This window comes from Streptomyces sp. NPDC039424 (assembly GCF_055639495.1).
Genome location: NZ_JBVKAI010000001.1, coordinates 421,323 through 440,225 on the forward strand (window position 1 = coordinate 421,323; position 18,903 = coordinate 440,225).

Genomic DNA, 18,903 nt, shown 5'->3' on the forward strand with positions numbered 1-18,903 from the left:
CGCGGGATTCAGCGGGGACGCGGCCCGGTGCCGGCCGCGGTGCGTGACGCCGCGGCCGGGGCCGGCGGTTCGGCGGACGTCTCCGGGTCGCGCGCCCGGCGCCTGGCGATGACCGCGCACACCATGAGCTGCATCTGGTGGAAGAGCATCAGCGGCAGCACGGCCAGCGAGGCGTGCGCACCGAACAGGACGCTCGCCATGGGCAGCCCGGACGCCAGGGACTTCTTCGACCCGGCGAACTGGATGGCGATCCGGTCCTCACGGGAAAAGCGCAGCGCCCCGGCGCCGTACCAGGTCAGGGCGAGCATCACGGCCAGCAGGACGGCCTCGACGGCCAGCAGCACGGCCAGCCGGACGGCGCTCACCTGGTGCCAGACGCCCCGCACCATGCCCTCGCTGAACGCGGTGTAGACGACCAGCAGGATCGAGCCTCGGTCGACCAGGCCCAGGACCTTCTTGTGCCGGGCGACGAAGTCGCCGATCCAGGGCCGCAGCAGCTGCCCGGCGAGGAACGGCACGAGCAGCTGCAGCACGATCTTCAGGAGCGAGTCGGCGGAGAAGCCGCCGCCGTCGCCGCCGAGCAGGGCGGCCGCCAGCAGCGGGGTGAGCACGATCCCGACCAGGGAGGAGAAGGAGCCCGCGCAGATCGCGGCGGGCACGTTGCCGCGGGCGATCGAGGTGAACGCGATCGACGACTGGATCGTCGACGGTACGAGCGTCAGGAAGAGCAGACCCTGGTAGAGCGGCTGGGTCAGCAGCACCGGCACGAGCCCGCGCGCCGCCAGGCCGAGCAGCGGGAACACCACGAAGGTGCAGGCCAGAACGGTGACGTGGAGCCGCCAGTGCCTCAGCCCGTCCAGCGCCTCGCGGGTGGACAGCCGGGCGCCGTAGAGGAAGAACAGGAAGGCGATCGCGGCCGTGGACGCACCGGAGGCGACATCGGCGGCCGTACCGCGGGCCGGCAGCAGCGCGGCGACGCCGACCGTGCCGAGCAGCAGCAGGATGTACGGGTCGATCGGCATACGACTCGGCCGGTGCAGGCGTTTCACAAGGCTCCATCCACGTTCGTCCGCTGCGCCTGAGGTGCTCCCGGAACCGGAGGACCCTCCTCCATCGTCCTCCCCCACTCACCGATCGGGAATCCCGCACACCACTCTCACTGTCATCACGTTCGGCGATAGCCTTGGGCGGGTGTACGACCCCACCCAGCTGCGGACCTTCCTCGCGGTGGCCCAGACGCTCAGCTTCACCCAGGCCGCCCGGCGGCTCGGCCTGCGCCAGTCGACCGTGAGCCAGCACGTGCGCCGCCTGGAGGAGGCCGTCGGGCGTCAGCTGTTCCTGCGGGACACGCACTCCGTGGAGCTGACCGAGGACGGCGAGGCGATGCTCGGCTTCGCCCGCCGGATCCTGGCGGTGCACGAACAGGCGGCGGCGTTCTTCACCGGCACCCGGGTGCGCGGCAGGCTGCGGTTCGGCGCGTCGGAGGACTTCGTCCTCACCCGGCTTCCGGAGATCCTCGAGGGCTTCCGCTACGACCATCCCGAGGTCGATCTCGAGCTGACCGTGGAGCTGTCGGGCACCCTGCACGAACAGCTGGCCGCCGGGAAGCTGGACCTCGTCCTGGCCAAGCGGCGCCCCCAGGACCCGCGCGGCGAGCCGGTCTGGCACGACGACCTGGTCTGGATCGGCGCCGAGCGGCTCCGTCTGGACCCCGACCGGCCGGTGCCGCTCATCGTGTACCCGCCTCCCGGTATCACCCGGACCCTCGCGCTGGAGGCCCTGGAGCGGCAGGGCCGAGCCTGGCGGATCGTATGTACCAGCGGCAGCCTCAACGGGCTCGTCGCGGCGGCGCGGGCGGGCCTCGGCGTGATGGCGCACTCCCGCGGCCTGGTACCGCCCGGCCTGTTCCGGGTGCCCGAGCGGGCGGGACTGCCGGAGCTCGGCAAGGTCGACTTCGTACTGGTGCACGGACGGGCACGGACCCCGGCGCAGGACGCGGCGGACGCCCTCGCGGCGGCGATCCTGGCGGGCGGCGAACGGCTGCACCGGCGGGGCGGCTGACTCGCTCCGGATGCAGACGCCGCTCGGGATGCCGCTCGGGATGAGCCCGGTGCGCGGCGGGCGGGACGCTGCTGCCGCTGACGGTCGTCGCCCTGGTGCACGGCACCTTCTCGTGAGGTTTCCGGTGCCGTCCCGGTGCGTCGCACCCCTTGGAATGAGACCTTTCTGGCGCAAGATGTGCGGTCCCGATCGGGATGTTCGCATACCGCGAGCGCCGTAATCACGGCGTACAGATTCGGTGGAGATTACGGCACCGAAACTTACTGAACCGTAAGGATTCTGTCCGACCCTTCCCCATGTGCGGGCATTTTCCAGTCACGGGCCTACGCAAACGTGAGCTTTGCCCTGTTTCCTCCCCCCTCCCGCCGGGTGAGCGGGTGGGGTAGCTTTCACGGCGCCGGACGAGCGTCACGAGGAGCGGGGAGCGGGGTTTGCGCGAGTTCACCAACCCTCCGTTGGCGTCGGCGCCACCGGTGGGCGGTCTGGCCGACGTCGTCTTCGAGCACGCCCTCGCCGACCCGCTGCACGTCGCGCTCGGCCGCAAGGACGAGCTCGGACGGTGGCGTGACGTGACCTCCGCCGAATTCCGCGACGAGGTCCTCGCACTCGCCAAGGGACTCCTGGCCCGCGGCGTCCGCTTCGGCGACCGGGTCGCGATCATGTCCCGCACCCGCTACGAGTGGACCCTCTTCGACTTCGCACTGTGGACGATCGGCGCCCAGGTGGTGCCCGTCTACCCCACCTCCTCGGCCGAACAGTGCTTCTGGATGCTCTACGACGCCGAGGTCTCCGCGGCGATCGTGGAGCACGAGGACCACGCGATGACCATCGCCACCGTCATCGACCGGCTGCCGCACCTGCGCGAGCTGTGGCAGCTGGACGCGGGCGCCCTGCAGGAGCTGTACGACGCCGGCGCCCACCTCGACGACGAGATGGTGCACCGGCACCGGCAGGCCGTCACCCCCGACTCGATCGCCACCATCATCTACACCTCCGGCACCACGGGCCGCCCCAAGGGCTGCGTCATCTCGCACGGCAACTTCATGTGGGAGGCCGACACCGTCATCCAGCGCTGGGAGCCGGTGTTCCACTCCCGGAAGGGCGACGAGGCGGCGACGCTGCTGTTCCTGCCGCTCGCCCATGTCTTCGGGCGGATGGTCGAGGTGGCCGCGATCCGCGGCGGGGTCCGCTTCGGACACCAGCCCCAGCTCAACGCCGCCGCCCTCCTGCCCGACCTGCAAGCCTTCAAGCCCACATTCATCCTCGCGGTGCCGTACATCTTCGAGAAGGTGTTCAACGCCGCCCGCCGCAAGGCCGAGAAGGAGGGCAAGGCGGGGCCGTTCGAGAAGGCCGTCGAGGTCGCGGTGAAGTACGCGGACGCGCTCGAGGCGAAGGCCTGGGACATCGGACCCGGCCCCTCGGCGGGTCTTCGTATGCAGCACCAGCTGTACGACAAGCTCGTGTATGCGAAGGTGCGCGCTGCCATGGGCGGTCGCATACGGAATGCGATGTCCGGCGGATCGGCGATGGACCGCAGACTGGGGCTGTTCTTCGCCGGCGCGGGCGTGCAGATCTACGAAGGCTACGGTCTGACCGAGTCGACCGCCGCCGCCACCGCCAACCCGCCCGAGCGCACCCGCTACGGCACGGTCGGCCAGGCCGTCCCCGGCGTCACCGTGCACATCGCCGACGACAGCGAGGTCTGGCTGCACGGCCCCAACGTCTTCCAGGGCTACCTCAACAACCAGAAGGCCACCGACGCAACCCTGCACGACGGCTGGCTGGCCACCGGCGACCTGGGCACCCTGGACGAGGACGGCTACCTCACCATCACCGGCCGCAAGAAGGAGATCCTGGTGACCTCCGGCGGCAAGAGCGTCTCGCCCGGTGTGCTGGAGGAACGCGTCCGCGACCACCCGCTGGTCAACCAGTGCATCGTGGTGGGCAACGACCGTCCGTACATCGCCGCCCTTGTCACCCTCGACCAGGAGGCCGTCGAGCACTGGCTGCAGATGCGCGGCAAGGCCAAGATGTCGCCCGTCGAGCTGGTGCGCGACGCCGACCTGGAGACGGAGGTGCGGCGGGCGGTGGTCGCCGCCAACACCCTCGTCTCCCAGGCCGAGTCGATCCGTACCTTCCGCATCCTCGCCCAGCCCTTCACCGAGGAGCACGGGCTGCTGACGCCGTCGCTGAAGCTGAAGCGGAAGGCGATCGAGAGCGCGTACGCCAACGAGGTGGAGGCGCTGTACCAGGCGTGAGCGGGGAGTGCGCGGTCATCTGCGGTGCGCCGCCTGGCCGATGCTCACGCGGAATATCTTGTCCGACCCGTCCGCCGCCCCTCCGTTGTTGTCGCAATTGGTGGTCGACAGCCACAACTGGTCAGCGCCGGGCACCTTGGTGACCGTACGCAGACGCCCGTACGTGCCGACGTAGTACGCGGTCGGCGTGCCGACGCTGTCGTTGTCGCCGTTGATCGGGATGCGCCACAGCCGTTCGCCGCGCAGGGACGCCATGTAGACGACGTTGCGGACGATGGCGATGCCGCTCGGGGAGGCCTCCGAGACGTTCCAGGTGGCCTTGGGGTTGGTCATGCCGGAGACGCTGCAGTTGCCCTCGCAGGTCGGCCAGCCGTAGTTGGCCCCCGGCTTGATCAGGTTGAGCTCGTCCTTGGAGCTGTTGCCGAACTCCGCTTCCCACAGACGCCCGTTGCGGTCGAAGGCGAGGCCCTGCGGATTGCGGTGCCCGTAGGAGTAGACGTAGTTGCCGAACGGGTTGCCGGGGGCCGGCTTGCCGTCGGTCGTCATACGAAGGATCTTGCCGTTGAGGGAGTTCTTGTCCTGGGCCAGGTCGGGCGTCTGGGCCTCGCCGGTGGAGACGTACAGGTAGCCGTCGGGGCCGAAGGCCAGGCGGCCGCCGTTGTGGTAGCGGTTCTTCTTGATGCCCTGGAGCAGGACCGTGTAGTCGCTCAGCTTCGTGCCGTCGTAGGACATGCGGACGACCCGGTTGCCCTCCGACGCCGTGTGCATGAAGTAGACGTAGTGATTGGTCTCCCACTTGGGATCGACGGCGACGCCGAGCAGACCACCCTCGCCGTTGGTGGTGACGGCGTTGGGGACCGTCCCCACCTGGGTACTGGTGCCGTCCTTGGTCAGTTTCCGGACGCGGAAGTCGTCCCGCTCGGTGATCAGGGCGGACTGGCCGTCGGGCATCCAGTAGGTGCCCCAGGGGATCGTCCAGCCGGTGGACAGTGTGGAGATGGAGGACGGGACGCCGCCGTCGGTGGCGCACGCCTTGGTCGTGAAGGTGACGGTGTTGCTCGCCTGGGAGACGTTGCCGGCCGCGTCGCGGGCCACGACGTCCAGGGAGTACGGGCTGTTGCAGGCGAGGCCGGTGAGGGTCGTCGACGTGCCGCCGGTGACGGACTTGTAGACGGTCGTGCCGCTGCGGATGTCGTAGGCGACGACCGCTCGGTCGTCCGTCGACACGCCCCAGCTGAGGCCGACGGTATTCGAAGTGATGTCGGTTGTATGCAGTGTTCCGGGTGCGGTCGGCGGTGTGGTGTCCGAGCTGGGCTTGGTGGTGCAGTCGACGACCGGGCTCGCCGGGGAGGTGTTGCCGGCCGCGTCACGGGCGATGACGGTCAGGTTGTAGGCGGTGTTCGGCGCGAGGCCGGTCAGGGCCTTGCTGGTCGCGCTCCCGGCCGCCTCACTGATCTTGTTGCCGTGTTCGTAGATGTCGTACGCCGTGACGCCCGTGTCGTCCGTCGACGCGCCCCAGGACAGGGTGAGCGCGTTCTCGCCGATGTCCGAGCAGCCGGGCCTGCCGGGGCGGCTCGGTGCCTGGGTGTCGGCCGCCGCTCCGACGCCGATGCGGTCGAGGTTGGGACCGCCGTCCGCGGTGGTGGCGGTCGCGCGGATCTTGTTCGAACCCGCTGTGAGCGGGACGTCGAGGGTCTTGGTCGCCCAGGTGTTCCAGTCGGCGGTGGCCGGGAAGGAGACGCCGGACGAGACGACCGTGCCGCCCACGGAGACGTCCATGGGGCGGGCGGCCGATGTCCCGTTGGCGTACCGGAAGGTGAGGGACGCGGTGCCCGCGGAGGCCGAGCTCACCGTGAACTCCACGTACGAACCCTTGACGTTGGTGTAGTCGACGAAGCCGGTGCCCGTGTAGCCGGTGTGATTGGTGGCCACGGTGCCCTGCGAAATGACGGCGTCCTCGGCCTGGTAGTCGGTGGCCGCCTGCGCGCTGCCTGCGGCGAGGCCGAGGAGCGGCACGGCGAGGGCCAGGGAGACGGCCCACGGCAGTGCTCCGGTGCGTTTCATGGTTGCCCCCTCAGCCCGTGTACTGGGTGAAGATCTTGAGGTAGTCGAACGGCTGCTGTGTCACGCCGCTGCAGGAGTCGCCGTCGGTGCCGGACCCGCACGCGCGGTCGCGATTGACGGACCAGGAGGTGAGGCGGCCGATGTGGTGCTGCCGCGCGTAGGCGAGCATCGTCTTGAAGTCGGCGACCCGGACGCGCTCGCCGGAGTCGTCCGTCTTGCCGTTCATCGACGACAGCCCGATGTGAGCGTAGGTGGTGGCGTCGCTGTAGCCGTACGCCGCCTTGACGCGGGCCTTGAGGCCCTCCATGGCCTGGGTGGTCAGTGTGCCCATGTTGGTGGTGCCGCCGCCGAAGTCGAACGGCATGACGCACCAGACGTCGTTCACCAGGCCGGAGTTCGCCGCCCGCTTGATCATGTCGACGCCGGTGGAGTCGGGACCGCTGGTGGTGGTGCCGAAGGTGATGACGGTCTTCAGGCCGGGGTTGTTCGCCTTCACGGTCTTCAGCGCGTCGACGACGCGTTGCCGCACGGTGGCGTTCGACCACTCGGTGTTCTCGATGTCGATGTCGATCGCCTGTAGACGGTATGCAGTGATCACTTTTTGGTATGCGGCCGCGAGCCCCGAGGCGCTGGAGCACTTCTCGCCGAGCTTGGCCCCGCTCCATCCGCCGACGGAGACCATCACGTCACCGCCGGCGGCCCGGATCGCGTTGATCCTCGACTGGTCGGTGCCGCCGGTCAGCGGGCGCGTGCCGTCCCACTTGGGGTTGCAGGTGCCGTCGGAGAGGATGAACGCGAGCGTGAACCACTTGACGCCGGTCGCTGCCATCACGGAGGTGGGGTCGGGCGGGCTGCCCCAGCCGAGGTACTCGTACGGGGCGACCGCCATACCCGGTGAAGCCGCCGTCGGTTTCGCGGAGTTGACGGGTTTCACCCGGATCAGCCGGGTCTCGCCCGGACGCAGGGTCGCGCTGTAGGAGTCGGCGATCACGCCCTTGTGGGAGCCGGACCACAGGTCGGTGACGTCACCGGAGCCGGTGAAGCCGACCTGGGACCACTTCACGCTCACGGTGGCGCTGCCGGAGGTGCCGGTGTTGAACAGCGCCACGACGTACTGGCCGTCGCTCTCCTTCTTGCTCCACACCTGCCGCACACCGCTGTTGACGATCCGCTTCGCGGCCACGCCGTCCTGGTCGACGCCGATCAGCCGGTCGTTGGTGAGCATCGCCTTGTCGACGGAGTCGAGGTGGGTGAGGTCGGTGCCGAGCAGCAGGGGTGCCGCCGCCATCGCCCACAGTGTGAAGTGCGAGCGGCGCTGGTCGGCGGTGAGGCCCACCTGGTCGCCGTTGCCGATCTCCAGTGAGTCCAGGTCGTTCCAGCCGCCGGGTCCGGCGTACGGCTGCCAGGTGGCGGCCGAGGTGAAGCGGGCAAAGACGTGGGACCAGTCGGTCAGCGGGTAGCCGCTGCCGTTGGGGCCCGGCCCGCAGTAGCACTCCACGTCACCTTGGGTGCGCCAGCTGTTGGCCAGTTGCCGCCAGGTGGTGGCGTGGTCGACGGGGAGGTTGTTGGACAGGGCGAAGGTGATGGGCCGGCCCGTGGCGCGCAGGGCCTTGTCCCAGGCCTGGACGTCGGGGACGTCCTGGCTGCCCACGCCGTCGATCTTGAGGTAGTCGACTCCCCAGGAGGCGAACTGCCCTGCCCAGGAGTTCACGAATTCCTGGGCGCCCGGCTTCTGGTAGTCGATGTAGTACATGTTCTTGCAGTTGTAGTTCTTCTCCGTCTTCGAAGTGTCCGCGATGTCCTTGGCGTGGTACGAGGTTCCCTCGATGGGTGTGTTCTTGGTGACCGCGTTCTTGGCGATGCCGGGTGTGACGTAGAAGCCGAACTTCAGGCCCTTGGCGTGGACGTAGTCGGCCAGGGCCTTGATGCCGCCCGGGAACTTGGCCGTGTCGACGGCCCAGCGGCCGTAGGAGTCGACGGTGAAGCCGTTGTCGTCGCACTTCTGCCAGAAGTCGTCGAGGTTGACGTGGACGAAGCCGTGGTCCTTCAGTCCGCTCGCCACCAGGGCGTCGGCCTGGGCCTTGATCTTCGCCTCGGTCGGCGAGCGGCGCACGAAGCTCCAGCTGCTCCAGCCCATGGCGGGGCGGACCGACTGGCCGTTGTCGGAGGCGGTCGCGGGAGAAGCGGCGGTGAGCAGCGGGAGCGCCGCGGCGGTCAGCAGGCCGGCCACCGTGGCCGCCCATGCTCTGATGCGGATCATGACTGTCCCCCGTTCGCGGGTGTGGCGTATGCGGTGCCGATCCAGGCCTCGTCGATCCGCAGCCGCTTGTAGCGGGCGGTGTCGGTCGACGCGGCCCAGGTGGTGTCGACCTCGAGGCGTACGTAGCGGGCGTCGGCCGCAGTCAGGTCGATGCCCTGGATTCCGCGGCGGCTCGCGAGCTGTCCCGTCTTCACCGCGCTGCCCCAGGTCGAACCGTCGTTGCTGAGGAACACCTTGTAGTCCTTGATGCGGGCGGACTGCTCGGTGCCGGAGCGGGCGTAGGCGACGGAGTCCTCGCGCTGGTTGAGCCCGATGTACTGCACCTTCTTCGAACTGCCGAGGTCGAAGGTGAGGTTGACGGGGAGGGTTTTGTTGTTGTCCCAGTAGGTGAGGTAGTCGCCGTCGCCGGCCGCCAAGCCCGTGTGTCCGCTCGCCGAGGCACTGGCACCGACGGTGACGCCGGAGAGGCCCTGCCGTCCGGCGGTCCGGACCTTGAAGACCGTGTCGTACGGGTCCCAGGCGCCCAGGCCGTGCAGCGTCAGTACGCCGCCCGACTGGGACCAGGAGACCGCCGCGCCGGTGCGGAGGTTGGTGACGGAGGCGATCCGGTAGCCGTTGTCGCGGATACGCAGGGTGCTGGTGCTGGGCGGTGTCAGGACGTGGATGTACTGGCGGCCGGGGTCGGTTCTGCCGATGGTGGTGACGCCGTGCGCACCGTCGTTCCAGAAGCCGGGTTTGAGGCCGCCGTGCAGGTAGCCGCCGCCCTCGGTGCCGTGCAGGGACTCCCAGATGGGGTCGAGGTAGGTGTCGGCGAAGTCGTTGAAGGCGGCCTGGTTGGACGGGAACTTCCCGTTGACCTGGGCTGTCTCGGCCATGAGCGCCTTGACCGAGGAGCCGGCGTTGGTGACCAGCCGGCCGAGGGTGAGCATACGGTCGACGGCGGGGTTCGAGCCGTCGTACCACCAGGCGCCGGACGAGGGCAGTTTGAAGTCGGCTTCGGTCAGGCGTGGTTGCGCGGTGTATACAGCCTGCGGGTAATCGTATGCAGGCGACATCCCTGTCTTCTGCTCATTGCTGATCATGTCCATGATCGGTGTGTCTTCGTTGTTGTTGCTGAGCGTGTAGCCCGGGCGCTTCTGGTAGATCTGCGCGTACAGGTCGTGGCTCTCCCAGTACGCGTTGTCGTTGTCGATCCAGAAGCCGCCGAGGTCGGGATAGCGGTCCATGACCTCGAAGAAGTTGTCGTAGCTGAACTGGCCGAACCCGTCGCGCGTGGTGAGGTCGACGTCCTTGCCCTTGGAGGCGGAGTAGGCGGCCGAGTCGAGCCACTCGTGGCCGCCCTCGTCGTGCCATTGGGGGTCGTCGGTCATGTAGAGGATGACCTTCATACCCTTGGCCCTGGCGGCGTTGATCAGTTCGCCGAGGAAGTCCCGCTTGGTGGAGCAGGAGCCGGGGATCTTCGACGGCCAGGGGCGGGCGTAGCCGAGACGGCTGTGGAAGGTCGCCAGTACGAGGTATTGCGTATGCAGTTTCCGGGCTTCGTTCACCCAGTAATCCGGCGTCCATCCGCCGCTGGTGACGTCGTTCTCCCAGGCGGTGCAGCTGGTGTGGGCGGGGGCGGTTCGCAGGCCCCAGTGCAGGAAGAGCCCGCCGACGGAGGCCCGCAGGAAGTCCTGGCGGGGGTTCTGCTGGTCGCGGGGGTGCACGGCGGCCGTGGAGCCGCAGTTCTCCGTCGATCCGCTGCCGGCCACGCGGAGCGCTGAACCGGAGGTGGTGTGACTGTCCGTCAGGCAGTAGCCGGTGACGTTCTGGAAGCCCATGTCGTGCGGCGCGTCGCTGCCGTGCTGAGCGGTGAAGCGGGTGAACCGCAGGCCGCTCGCCGCGTTGGCGATGACGGCCGGGCGCCCGTCGCCGGCCGCGAACCGCACCGAACTGTCGGTCAGCCGCACATTGTCCACGTTGTGCAGATACCAGCCGTACGCCGGCCGTGTACCGATGCTCTTGGGGTTGTAGTCGCCCGGGTCGTTGCTCGGCACGCCGGTGGACATCGTGCCGTTGCCGCCGGGCACGGTGATGTCGACGTCGGTGAAGGTGATCCCGTTGATGCGGTGGCCGTTCTCCCCCCACAGGGTCGGGCTGAAGGAGGGGCTGCTGCCGGTGGCCGTGATGTTCTCGTACGTGACGTCGCTGATGGATCCCACGCCAGGACTGTTGCCGCACCGCTTCCGTGTCCCGATCTTCTGCATGATCGGCGAGTGCACGTCCGTCATGGTGATGTCGCGGTAGTGGACGTCGGAGATCTTGGCGCCGTCCATGGAGACCATGCCGAGCCCGGACTTGTCGGCGCCCTCGATGCGAATCTTCTCGAACCGGTAGTCGGAGAAGTCGCCGCAGGTCTCGGAGCCGAACATCAGGGCGTTGCAGCACCGCGCCGACAGGTAGGAGTCGCCGACCCGGACATGGCCGTTGGGGAGCTTGGCGCCGAGGGCGTAGTCGCTCTTGAAGACCAGGGCGTCGTCGTTGGCCCTGATGTTCGCGTGGGTGATGGTGACGTCGGTGGTGGAGATGATGTTCCAGCCGTCGCGGTCGCTCGCGGTGTCGATGGTCAGACGGTCCGAGGTGACGTTCTTGCAGCCGTTGACGAGGGCGGCGAAGTGGCCGCCGCGGCGCAGGGTGAGGCCGTCGCCGATCCTGAGCCCGTCGCACCGGGTGAGCGAGATGATCTTGTCGGCTTCGCCGGAGCCGGGGTTGCCGGTGATGAGGTTGCCTAGCCCGTCGATGACGCCCTCGCCGGTGAAGCCGATGTTGGTCAGGCGGTCGCCGTAGATCATCGCGTCGCGGAAGTGGCTGTGCCCGTAGTCCTGGTAGTCGTCGTACGGGTTGGACTCGGCCTTGTCGTAGGTGTCGGCGCTGGAGCCCTGGATCGTGGCGCCCTTGTCGACCTGGAGCGTCACGTCGCTCTTCATGTGGATGGTGTTCTTGGACTTGTAGGTGCCGGCCGGGAAGCGGACGGTGCCGCCGCCCGCGGCGTTCGCGGCCGTGACGGCCTTGTCGATGGCCGGGGTGTCGTTGGTGGATCCGTCCGCCTTGGCGCCGTAGTCGCGCACGTCGAAGACGGCGGCCGGGTGCGGCGCGGGCCGCCCGGCCGCGAGGGCCGAGGGGTGCGTGAGTCCGAGGACGACGGCGAGGACGAGGAACACGGTCGCCGCCGCCCCCTTCCCGTGTGCGGTGGGGGGTCGCATGTGAGGGTCTCTCAGACGAGTTGGTAACCACGGAGGTTGGTGAGCAGGAGGTAGGCGTCCTGCAGGGAGCCGGAGGTGTCGCCCAGGGAGCGATAGATGCCCCACTTGGGGCGTACGCGGTCGGCGAGGAAGGTGTCGACGCCGGTCTTCGACTTGTCGACGACGGTCGTGGAGCCGGACTTCAGGATCCAGCGGACCGAGCCGGCCGAGCCGTTGCCGACCTTGATCTGGAAGTCGACGTCGGTCCACTTGCCGTGCAGGGGTTCGAGGTCGGTACGGCCGACCAGGATGTCGTCGATGGCGAGTTTCAGCTCGATCGTCTGCACGCCGTTCACCCGGCGCAGCGACTGCACGACGATCGGCGAGGTGCCGGTGCCGGGCTGCTTCATCTGCATGATGTGGGTGAAGGTGGTGGTCGCCTTGAGCGAGGCCGGGATGTACATCGAGTAGGTGATCCGCCAGGTCTGGCCTTCGGTCCACTTGAGGTAGCTGCTGCTGCCGGTGCGCAGACCGGTGACCTCCTGCCGCTGGCGGTCGGTCGACGTATCGCGGTCGACTGTATGCATGTTGAAGCGCCAGTTGTCGCCGGTGGCGTAGATGTGTGGATGCCCGGCGGGGTGGGAGTCCGCCCGGTCATCCTCCACGGTCTCGAAGGCGCCGAGCCCGTCGCGACTCGCCGACGGTGCCCACTTCTGCTGCCATGAGGCGGCATGGGCGGTGCCCGCGGCGGGCAGACCGACGGCCGCTGCGGCGGCGCCGCCGAGGGCGGCGCCCAGCAGGGATCTTCTGGACGTGCTCATGACACTAATCACCTCGCAGTTGCTCGTTCATGATCAGAAAGGCCCCGAGGCCGTGGAAGTCGTTCGTGGCCCGGGTGCGGGCGACGTAGTACGCGTAGTCACCGACGTTGGTGCCGATGGAGATGTCGGCGAGATCCGTCCGGCCGTCCGGGCCGACCGAGACCTTCGCCAGGACACCCGCGTAACCGCGCCGCGCCACGGCCGCGTAGTGCGGATCGATGTACCCCCGCTCGGCGCCGCGCGAGAGGGCGTAGGTGAACATGCTGGAGCAGGACGTCTCGGTCCAGTTGTCGCTGCGGCCTCCCTTGTCGATCACCTGGAACCAGCGACCGCTCGCGGGATCCTGGTACTTCTCCAGACCGGCGGCCAGCTTCTGGAAGATGCCGACGAGTTCGGCCCGGCGCGGATGGCTCGCGGGGATCGCGTCCAGCACGTTGACGATCGCCATCGAGTACCAGCCGACCGCCCGGCACCAGTGCTCGGGAGCGAGCCCGGACTGCGGGTCCGCCCATCCCGCGCTCCTCGACTCGTCGTAGGCGTGCCTGAGCAGTCCGTTCGCGACCTGCAGATGGCTGCCGTAGACGTACAGCTGCTGGGCGGCCTCGTCGTTCGCATACGCGCCGTCCCCGAACTCCCTGCCGTACTCGACGAGGAACGGGTTCACCATGTAGACGCCGTCCGCCCACAGCTGGTGCGCACGGGAGGAGTTGTCGGCATGCCAGAAGCCGCCGTCACTCGTGCGCGGGTAGGTCTTCAGGCGGTCGCGGATCTTCCGGGCCGCCTTGCGGTAGCGGTCCTGGCCCGTCTCGTGGTGCAGGATCACCAGCAGACGGCCGGCCTGCATGCTGTCCAGGTTGTTGAAGGACTGGCTGATCGAGCCGTCGCTCTTCACGAAGCGGTCGACGTAGTCCTTGATGTAGGTGAGGTAGCGGGCGTCGTGCGTACGCCGGTAGGTGAGGTACTGGCCGTAGAGGTACAGGCCGACCGGGTACGACCAGCCGCCGATGGTGGTCGGCGTGTAACGGGCCATGGTGGAGTCGACGACGGCCGTGGACCAGTCGGGCGCGGCGACGGAGTGGCTCGCGGCCACCGCGGGGGCCGGGTCGGCGGCCGGCAGCGCGGTAAGGGTGACGGTGGCGACCGCGACGGCCGTCAGCGCAGCCCGGAGGCGTCGGCGTCTCATGCTTCTCCCTCTCGGTACACGTTCTCCCTGTATGCGATCTTCCGGTGCGCGTTCTCCCGGTATGCGTTCTCCCGATATGCGTTCTCCCGGCGTGCGTATACGAGGTCTCCGCGCGGTGCGCGCACGAGATCGCGTACGAGGTGGTGATCGGGGGCGTACCGGCAGGCGGGGTCGGTGCGGGTGGCATCGCCGGTGAGGGCGTACGCCTGGCAGCGGCAGCCGCCGTGGTCACTGGCGCGCAAGGCGCAGCCGCGGCAGGGCTCACGCATCCAGGACTCGCCCCGGAAGGCATTGAAGATCTCCGACTCGCGCCAGATCCAGGCCAGCTGCCGGTCTTTCACCTGCTCCCCGGCGGGCCCGGGGAGTGTGGCGGCGGCCGGGCAGGGCAGGACGGTGCCGTCGGGGGTGACGGTGAGCGAGACCCTGCCCCAGCCGCCCATGCAGGGTTTCGCCGTGGCGTCCAGCAGGTCGGGAGCGACCCAGATCAACTCCGGTGTGCCGTCCAGTCGTTCACGCCAACGGGTCACGGTGGCGCGGGCCCGCTCGGCCTGGGCGGGGGTGGGCAGCAGGGCGGCGCGGTGGCGCAGCGCCCAGCCGTGGTACTGGGTGTGGGCGAGTTCGATCCGGTCGGCGCCCCAGGCCACGCCGAGGGCGATCAGGGCGTCGAGGGCGTCGAGGTTGCCGCGGTGCAGGACGACGTTCAGCCCGAAGGGAAGTCCGGCGGCACGGATCAGCCGGGCGGCGCGCTGTTTCGCCGCGAACGAGCGGGCGCCCGCGATGCGTTCGGCCGCGTCCGGGTCCGCGTGCTGCACGGACAGCTGCACGCTGCGCAGTCCGGCGCCGACGAGTGCGGCCAGCCGCCGCTCGCTCAGCCCCACCCCGCTGGTGACGAGCTGGGTGTACAGGCCCGCGGTGTCGGCGGCGGTGACGAGGTCCGGGAGGTCCCGTCTGAGCAGCGGCTCGCCGCCGGAGAGGTGTGTCTGCACGACACCCAGGGCGCCTGCCTGCCGGAACACACCGGCCCACTCCTCGGTCGTCAGCTCCGCTGACCGACTGGCCAGTTCGACGGGGTTGGAGCAGTACCCGCAGCGCAGCGGGCAGGCGTGGGTGAGCTCGGCGAGCAGGGCCCAGGGAGGGTCGGGGGTCATCGCAGCCAGCCCTCCTTCCGCAACGAGCTGAGGAATGGGGGGACTTGGGCGGTGACCGGAGCACCGGGGAATCCGGCGCACAGGTCGGCGACGATCTCGTCGACGGCTCGGGTACCGTCGCACAGACGCAGCACGCGGCCGGCGTGGCCGTGCAGGACGACGACGCGTTCGGGCAGCAGCAACAGGTCGGTGTCGCGCACCGGGTCGTGGCGCAGCAGCACGCCGCGGGTCAGAGTGGGGCGCCAGGTCACGGGCCGCTCCCGTCCACGGCGTCCAGGAGCGCCCACAGCACGTCGCACTTGAAGGTCAGCGCCGCGACCGCCCGTTCCTGCCGGGCGCGGGTGCGGGCCCAGGCGTGGACCAGGGCGAGGGCCTGGGCCGCGTCGCGGGCGCCCTCGTCGACGCGGGTGCGGAAGTAGGCGAGGCCGTCCTGGTCGATCCAGGGGTAGTGGCGTTCGAAGGCGGCGATGCGGGTGCGCATCAGGTCGGGCGCGGACAGCTCCGTCAGGGAAGCGGCGACGGCGTCCAGCGCGGGGCGCAGGCGGCAGAAGGTGACGTACCCGTCGACGGCGAGCCGTACGCCGGGCAGCACCCGGGTGGCGTCCCACAGCTCCCGCCGGGCGAGGCCGGCCGCCTCGCCGAGTCGCAGCCAGCGTTCGATGCCGCCTTCCCCGTCGGCCGTGCCGTCCTGGTCGCGGATGCGGCGCAGCCAGTCCCGGCGCAGTTCGGGCCGGTCGAGTTTGGCGAGGATCAGGGCGTCCTTGACGGGGATGTGGCGCTGGTAGTGGAAGCGGCCCGCGATCCAGCGGCGCAGTTCGGCGGGGGTCAGTTCGCCTCGGTGCATGCGCTGGTGGAAGGGGTGGCGGTCGTGGTAGCGCTCCGCGGTGACGGCACGCAGCCGCTGGGTGAACTCGGCGGCCGGCCAGGGGGCGGCGGTGCCGTCGGTGTGTACGGCGGTCGTGGTCACGATGCTTGTCGGGTGGGGAGCCGGCGGTCGCCGAGGGCGTAGGCGGTCACCTCGAGGGCGGTCTCCACGATGTGGTAACCAGGGCTTTGCCAGACCTTTTCATCCGATGTCTGCAGAACGGAAGGTTCCGTCTGGTGGGCCTCCGGCAGGGTCTCGTTCATGGCTGCGTACCTGCTTTCCTGAGGGTGGGGGGTCTCAGAGCGCAGATGAGCCCAGGCAGGACAGGGGTTCACATGTGTGCACCGGGTTCATCGACACGTTCGGTGGCGCGATCCAGATTCCCGGGATGACAGGGTGCGGTCAATGGTCCGGACCGATGAGGTCGGATGCATTTCCGGCCATTCTCCGGTCGGGGGCGCTGACTCGTCGGTCAGTTCCGGCGGATTCCGCGGTGAGGAATGCATCGCGGCCCGTGATCGTTGACGATGGGAGTACCACCTGTCGACAACCGAAGGATCAAGAGCTCGTGAGCAGCAAGGTCCCCCCGATCATCCTCAACAACGGCGTCGAGATGCCTCAGCTGGGCTTCGGCGTCTGGCAGGTGCCGGACGACGAGGCCGAGCGGGCCGTCGCCGCGGCGCTCGAGGCCGGGTACCGCAGCATCGACACAGCGGCGATCTACGGCAACGAAGAGGGCACCGGCAAGGCCATCGCCGCCTCCGGCCTGCCCCGCGAGGACGTTTTCGTCACCACCAAGCTCTGGAACAGCGACCAGGGGTACGACTCCACCCTCCGCGCCTTCGACGCCTCCCTGGCCAAGCTCGGCCTGGAGTACGTCGACCTGTACCTGATCCACTGGCCGCTGCCGGCCCGTGGTACGTACGTGGAGACGTACAAGGCGTTCGAGAAGCTGCTCGCCGGCGGCCGGGTCCGTGCCATCGGCGTGTCCAACTTCCTGCCGGAGCACCTTCAGCACCTGATCGCCGAGACGTCGGTCGTCCCGGCCGTCAACCAGATCGAACTGCACCCGCACCTGCAGCAGCACGCGGCCGTTGAGTACCACGCGGAGCAGGGCATCGCCACCGAGGCCTGGTCGCCGCTGGGCTCGGGCAAGGGGCTGCTGGAGGTCCCGGCGATCGTGGCCATCGCCCGCAAGCACGACCGCACCCCGGCCCAGATCGTGCTGCGCTGGCACCTCCAGACCGGGAACGTCGTGATCCCCAAGTCCGTGACGCCGTCCCGGATCAAGGAGAACATCGAGGTGTTCGACTTCAGCCTGGACACCGAGGACCTCGCGGCGATCAGCGCGCTGAACGAGGACCGGCGCCTGGGCCCCGACCCGGCCACCTTCGACCTGGGCTGATCCCCATCCCCGTACGACCGTCCGCCCCGCCGGCATGGCGGGGCGGACGCATTTTCGCGCCGGGGGGGCGACCCCTGCGGGCGACCTCAGTCGCTGCGGGCGTCCGCGTGGACGACCTCGAACTCCTCCAGTGAGGTCACGGTCACGTGCGCCTTGGCCGCGCCTTCGTGCCGGGCCGCGGCCTGGCCCGAGCGGGACGCGGCGAGGGCCTCGCGGTCGGTGAACAGGGCGCCGGTCATACCCCGTCCGCGTTCCCGGTCCAGGACCAGGGAGACCCTGGCCAGTCCCGCGAGGGTCTCCAGCCGGGGAATGACGGACGCCCGGAACGTGTCGGTCAGCAGATCCGCGTCGGCCGGGTCGAACTCCAGCCGGGTGACGCGGAGTCCGCCGCCCACCCGCGGCTGCCGCACGGCGTGGAAGACCGCCACCTCGTAGTTGTCGACCGCGAGCGTCCCGGCGAACGGTTCCAGGAGCGCACCACGCCGCTCGCGCATCACCTCGTCGCTGTTGTGCCGGGTCTCCTCGGACTCCCACCAACTGACCGCCAGCAGCTTGCCGAGTTCCCGGTCGACGAAGACATCCGCCCCGCGGTATCCCGGGCGTTCTTCGAGCAGGTCCCTGCCTTCCGTGTTCAGGGCTCTGACCGCCGTGTCGATCTTCTTGGGATCACCGGTCGCGTAGATGCTGCGTACGAACATGCGCCTTGCCTCCCGGAAGTCGTAGGCATATCCGGAATTCCGGACAATATCCAGTCTTCTCCGGGGCGTACGGGGCCGCAATCAGGGCGCCGAGTCCGACTTCACACCTCGGGGGTTGACGGGGACATGCAGGCGGGTCCACCTTGTACGGCACACGGTAAGGAAACTTTCCTAACAGAAGGGTCCCCCACAGTGCGCCTTCGAACACTGACCCTCGCCGCGGCCTCCGGAGCCGCTCTCCTGGCCGCCGGAGTACTTCCCGCGAACGCCTCCGGCGCCACCACCCCGACATCCGCCCAGGAGGGCTCGGTCAGCGCGGCCGACCTGCTCGCCAAGGTGAGGTCCTGTTCGCAGATATCCAACGGCAAGTACAGGACCGACGACGAGACGTCGGCCACGGTCCCCGTGTGCGGCAAGAACGGCGCGGTGTTCTGGAAGGCCGACCTGGACATCGACTGCGACGGCCAGCGCACCGCGAACTGCAACGAGGACACCGACCCCTGGTACCAGGACGACACGGCCTTCCACCAGTCCAACGGCAAACCCCTGAAGGCGGATTCACTGCCCTACGTCGTCGTGCCCAGCTCCAGCGGCATCTGGAACTACTCCGGCGCGGGCATCAAGGGCGGCGGCGTGGTCGCGGTCGTCTACAACAACAAGGTCGAGTACGCGGTCGTCGGCGACACCGGCCCCACGAAGATCATCGGTGAGGCCTCGTACGCCACCGCCAAGGCGCTCGGCATCGACCCGGACCCGGCGACCGGCGGCGCCGACTCCGGAGTGACGTACATCCTGTTCAAGAACTCCAAGGTCTCCCCCATCGAGAGCCACAGCGCGGCGGTGTCGCTCGGGGACCAGTTGGCGCAGCAGTTCCTGCGGGACAACTGAGACCGGGAAGAGCGTGCGGGCCCCGGTGCCG

The 18,903-nt window shown here is 69.2% G+C and carries 15 protein-coding genes; 4 read left to right on the top strand and 11 right to left on the bottom strand.

Annotated features, from left to right (window positions below):
- Positions 1–8: 8 nt before the first annotated feature.
- Complete coding sequence (locus tag ACZ7L0_RS01995) at positions 9–1,022, bottom strand: bile acid:sodium symporter family protein (RefSeq protein WP_471240432.1); 1,014 nt, start codon at positions 1,020–1,022, stop codon at positions 9–11.
- A gap of 169 nt (positions 1,023–1,191) precedes the next feature.
- Between ACZ7L0_RS01995 and ACZ7L0_RS02000 the strand changes: the two genes are divergently transcribed.
- Both ACZ7L0_RS02000 and ACZ7L0_RS02005 read left to right on the top strand, forming a co-directional pair.
- Positions 1,192–2,061 carry a LysR substrate-binding domain-containing protein gene (locus ACZ7L0_RS02000; protein ID WP_471240433.1) on the top strand — a complete coding sequence of 290 codons (870 nt, stop codon included), beginning with the start codon at positions 1,192–1,194 and terminating at the stop codon, positions 2,059–2,061.
- A gap of 431 nt (positions 2,062–2,492) precedes the next feature.
- Positions 2,493–4,319 carry an AMP-dependent synthetase/ligase gene (locus ACZ7L0_RS02005; RefSeq protein ID WP_471240434.1) on the top strand — a complete coding sequence of 609 codons (1,827 nt, stop codon included), beginning with the start codon at positions 2,493–2,495 and terminating at the stop codon, positions 4,317–4,319.
- A 15-nt stretch (positions 4,320–4,334) separates the two neighbouring features.
- Here the strand turns inward: ACZ7L0_RS02005 and ACZ7L0_RS02010 are convergent, their stop codons facing one another.
- Genes ACZ7L0_RS02010 through ACZ7L0_RS02050 form a run of 9 tightly spaced genes read right to left on the bottom strand, consistent with a single transcriptional unit; the run spans position 4,335 to position 16,144 of the window.
- Complete coding sequence (locus tag ACZ7L0_RS02010) at positions 4,335–6,383, bottom strand: PQQ-dependent sugar dehydrogenase (protein WP_471240435.1); 2,049 nt, start codon at positions 6,381–6,383, stop codon at positions 4,335–4,337.
- A 10-nt stretch (positions 6,384–6,393) separates the two neighbouring features.
- Positions 6,394–8,643, bottom strand: coding sequence for an alpha-galactosidase (locus ACZ7L0_RS02015; protein ID WP_471240436.1), 2,250 nt, complete (start codon positions 8,641–8,643; stop codon positions 6,394–6,396).
- Positions 8,640–11,885 carry a glycosyl hydrolase family 28 protein gene (locus ACZ7L0_RS02020; protein ID WP_471240437.1) on the bottom strand — a complete coding sequence of 1,082 codons (3,246 nt, stop codon included), beginning with the start codon at positions 11,883–11,885 and terminating at the stop codon, positions 8,640–8,642. The genes ACZ7L0_RS02015 and ACZ7L0_RS02020 overlap by 4 nt, the downstream gene beginning before the upstream one ends.
- Before the next feature lie 11 nt (positions 11,886–11,896).
- A complete protein-coding gene (locus tag ACZ7L0_RS02025; protein WP_471240438.1) occupies positions 11,897–12,685 on the bottom strand; it encodes a heparin lyase I family protein in 789 nt (262 codons plus the stop codon).
- A gap of 4 nt (positions 12,686–12,689) precedes the next feature.
- Positions 12,690–13,868 carry a glycoside hydrolase family 88/105 protein gene (locus ACZ7L0_RS02030; protein ID WP_471240439.1) on the bottom strand — a complete coding sequence of 393 codons (1,179 nt, stop codon included), beginning with the start codon at positions 13,866–13,868 and terminating at the stop codon, positions 12,690–12,692.
- A complete protein-coding gene (pqqE, locus tag ACZ7L0_RS02035) occupies positions 13,865–15,016 on the bottom strand; it encodes a pyrroloquinoline quinone biosynthesis protein PqqE (RefSeq protein ID WP_471240440.1) in 1,152 nt (383 codons plus the stop codon). The genes ACZ7L0_RS02030 and pqqE overlap by 4 nt, the downstream gene beginning before the upstream one ends.
- Positions 15,013–15,267, bottom strand: a complete 255-nt coding sequence (pqqD, locus tag ACZ7L0_RS02040) for a pyrroloquinoline quinone biosynthesis peptide chaperone PqqD (RefSeq protein ID WP_471240441.1) — start codon at positions 15,265–15,267, stop codon at positions 15,013–15,015. The genes pqqE and pqqD overlap by 4 nt, the downstream gene beginning before the upstream one ends.
- Positions 15,264–15,983 (bottom strand): pyrroloquinoline-quinone synthase PqqC, encoded by a 720-nt coding sequence (gene pqqC / locus ACZ7L0_RS02045; protein WP_471240442.1) that lies wholly within the window; start codon positions 15,981–15,983, stop codon positions 15,264–15,266. The genes pqqD and pqqC overlap by 4 nt, the downstream gene beginning before the upstream one ends.
- A complete protein-coding gene (locus ACZ7L0_RS02050) occupies positions 15,980–16,144 on the bottom strand; it encodes a pyrroloquinoline quinone precursor peptide PqqA (protein WP_471240443.1) in 165 nt (54 codons plus the stop codon). Before ACZ7L0_RS02050 ends, pqqC begins: the two co-directional genes overlap by 4 nt.
- 305 nt (positions 16,145–16,449) lie before the next feature.
- On the opposite strand from ACZ7L0_RS02050, the gene ACZ7L0_RS02055 reads away from it, so the two are divergent.
- Complete coding sequence (locus ACZ7L0_RS02055; protein WP_471240444.1) at positions 16,450–17,286, top strand: aldo/keto reductase; 837 nt, start codon at positions 16,450–16,452, stop codon at positions 17,284–17,286.
- A gap of 86 nt (positions 17,287–17,372) precedes the next feature.
- On the opposite strand, the gene ACZ7L0_RS02060 is transcribed toward ACZ7L0_RS02055, so the two are convergent.
- Positions 17,373–17,984: a hypothetical protein gene (locus tag ACZ7L0_RS02060; RefSeq protein WP_471240445.1), complete on the bottom strand. Its 612-nt coding sequence runs from the start codon at positions 17,982–17,984 to the stop codon at positions 17,373–17,375.
- 192 nt (positions 17,985–18,176) lie between these two features.
- Here ACZ7L0_RS02060 and ACZ7L0_RS02065 point away from each other — a divergent pair, with 192 nt between their 5' ends.
- On the top strand, positions 18,177–18,872 hold the full coding sequence (locus tag ACZ7L0_RS02065; RefSeq protein ID WP_471240446.1) for a glycoside hydrolase family 75 protein: 696 nt from the start codon (positions 18,177–18,179) through the stop codon (positions 18,870–18,872).
- The last annotated feature ends 31 nt before the right edge of the window (positions 18,873–18,903 follow it).

Coding starts and splice junctions, on each gene's coding strand:
- ACZ7L0_RS02025 (WP_471240438.1), bottom strand. CDS start 12,685: ATGAGCACGTCCAGAAGATCCCTGCTGGGCGCCGCCCTCGGCGGCGCC.
- ACZ7L0_RS02010 (WP_471240435.1), bottom strand. CDS start 6,383: ATGAAACGCACCGGAGCACTGCCGTGGGCCGTCTCCCTGGCCCTCGCC.
- pqqE (WP_471240440.1), bottom strand. CDS start 15,016: ATGACCCCCGACCCTCCCTGGGCCCTGCTCGCCGAGCTCACCCACGCC.
- ACZ7L0_RS01995 (WP_471240432.1), bottom strand. CDS start 1,022: ATGCCGATCGACCCGTACATCCTGCTGCTGCTCGGCACGGTCGGCGTC.
- ACZ7L0_RS02030 (WP_471240439.1), bottom strand. CDS start 13,868: ATGAGACGCCGACGCCTCCGGGCTGCGCTGACGGCCGTCGCGGTCGCC.
- ACZ7L0_RS02060 (WP_471240445.1), bottom strand. CDS start 17,984: ATGTTCGTACGCAGCATCTACGCGACCGGTGATCCCAAGAAGATCGAC.
- ACZ7L0_RS02020 (WP_471240437.1), bottom strand. CDS start 11,885: ATGCGACCCCCCACCGCACACGGGAAGGGGGCGGCGGCGACCGTGTTC.
- ACZ7L0_RS02050 (WP_471240443.1), bottom strand. CDS start 16,144: ATGAACGAGACCCTGCCGGAGGCCCACCAGACGGAACCTTCCGTTCTG.
- ACZ7L0_RS02015 (WP_471240436.1), bottom strand. CDS start 8,643: ATGATCCGCATCAGAGCATGGGCGGCCACGGTGGCCGGCCTGCTGACC.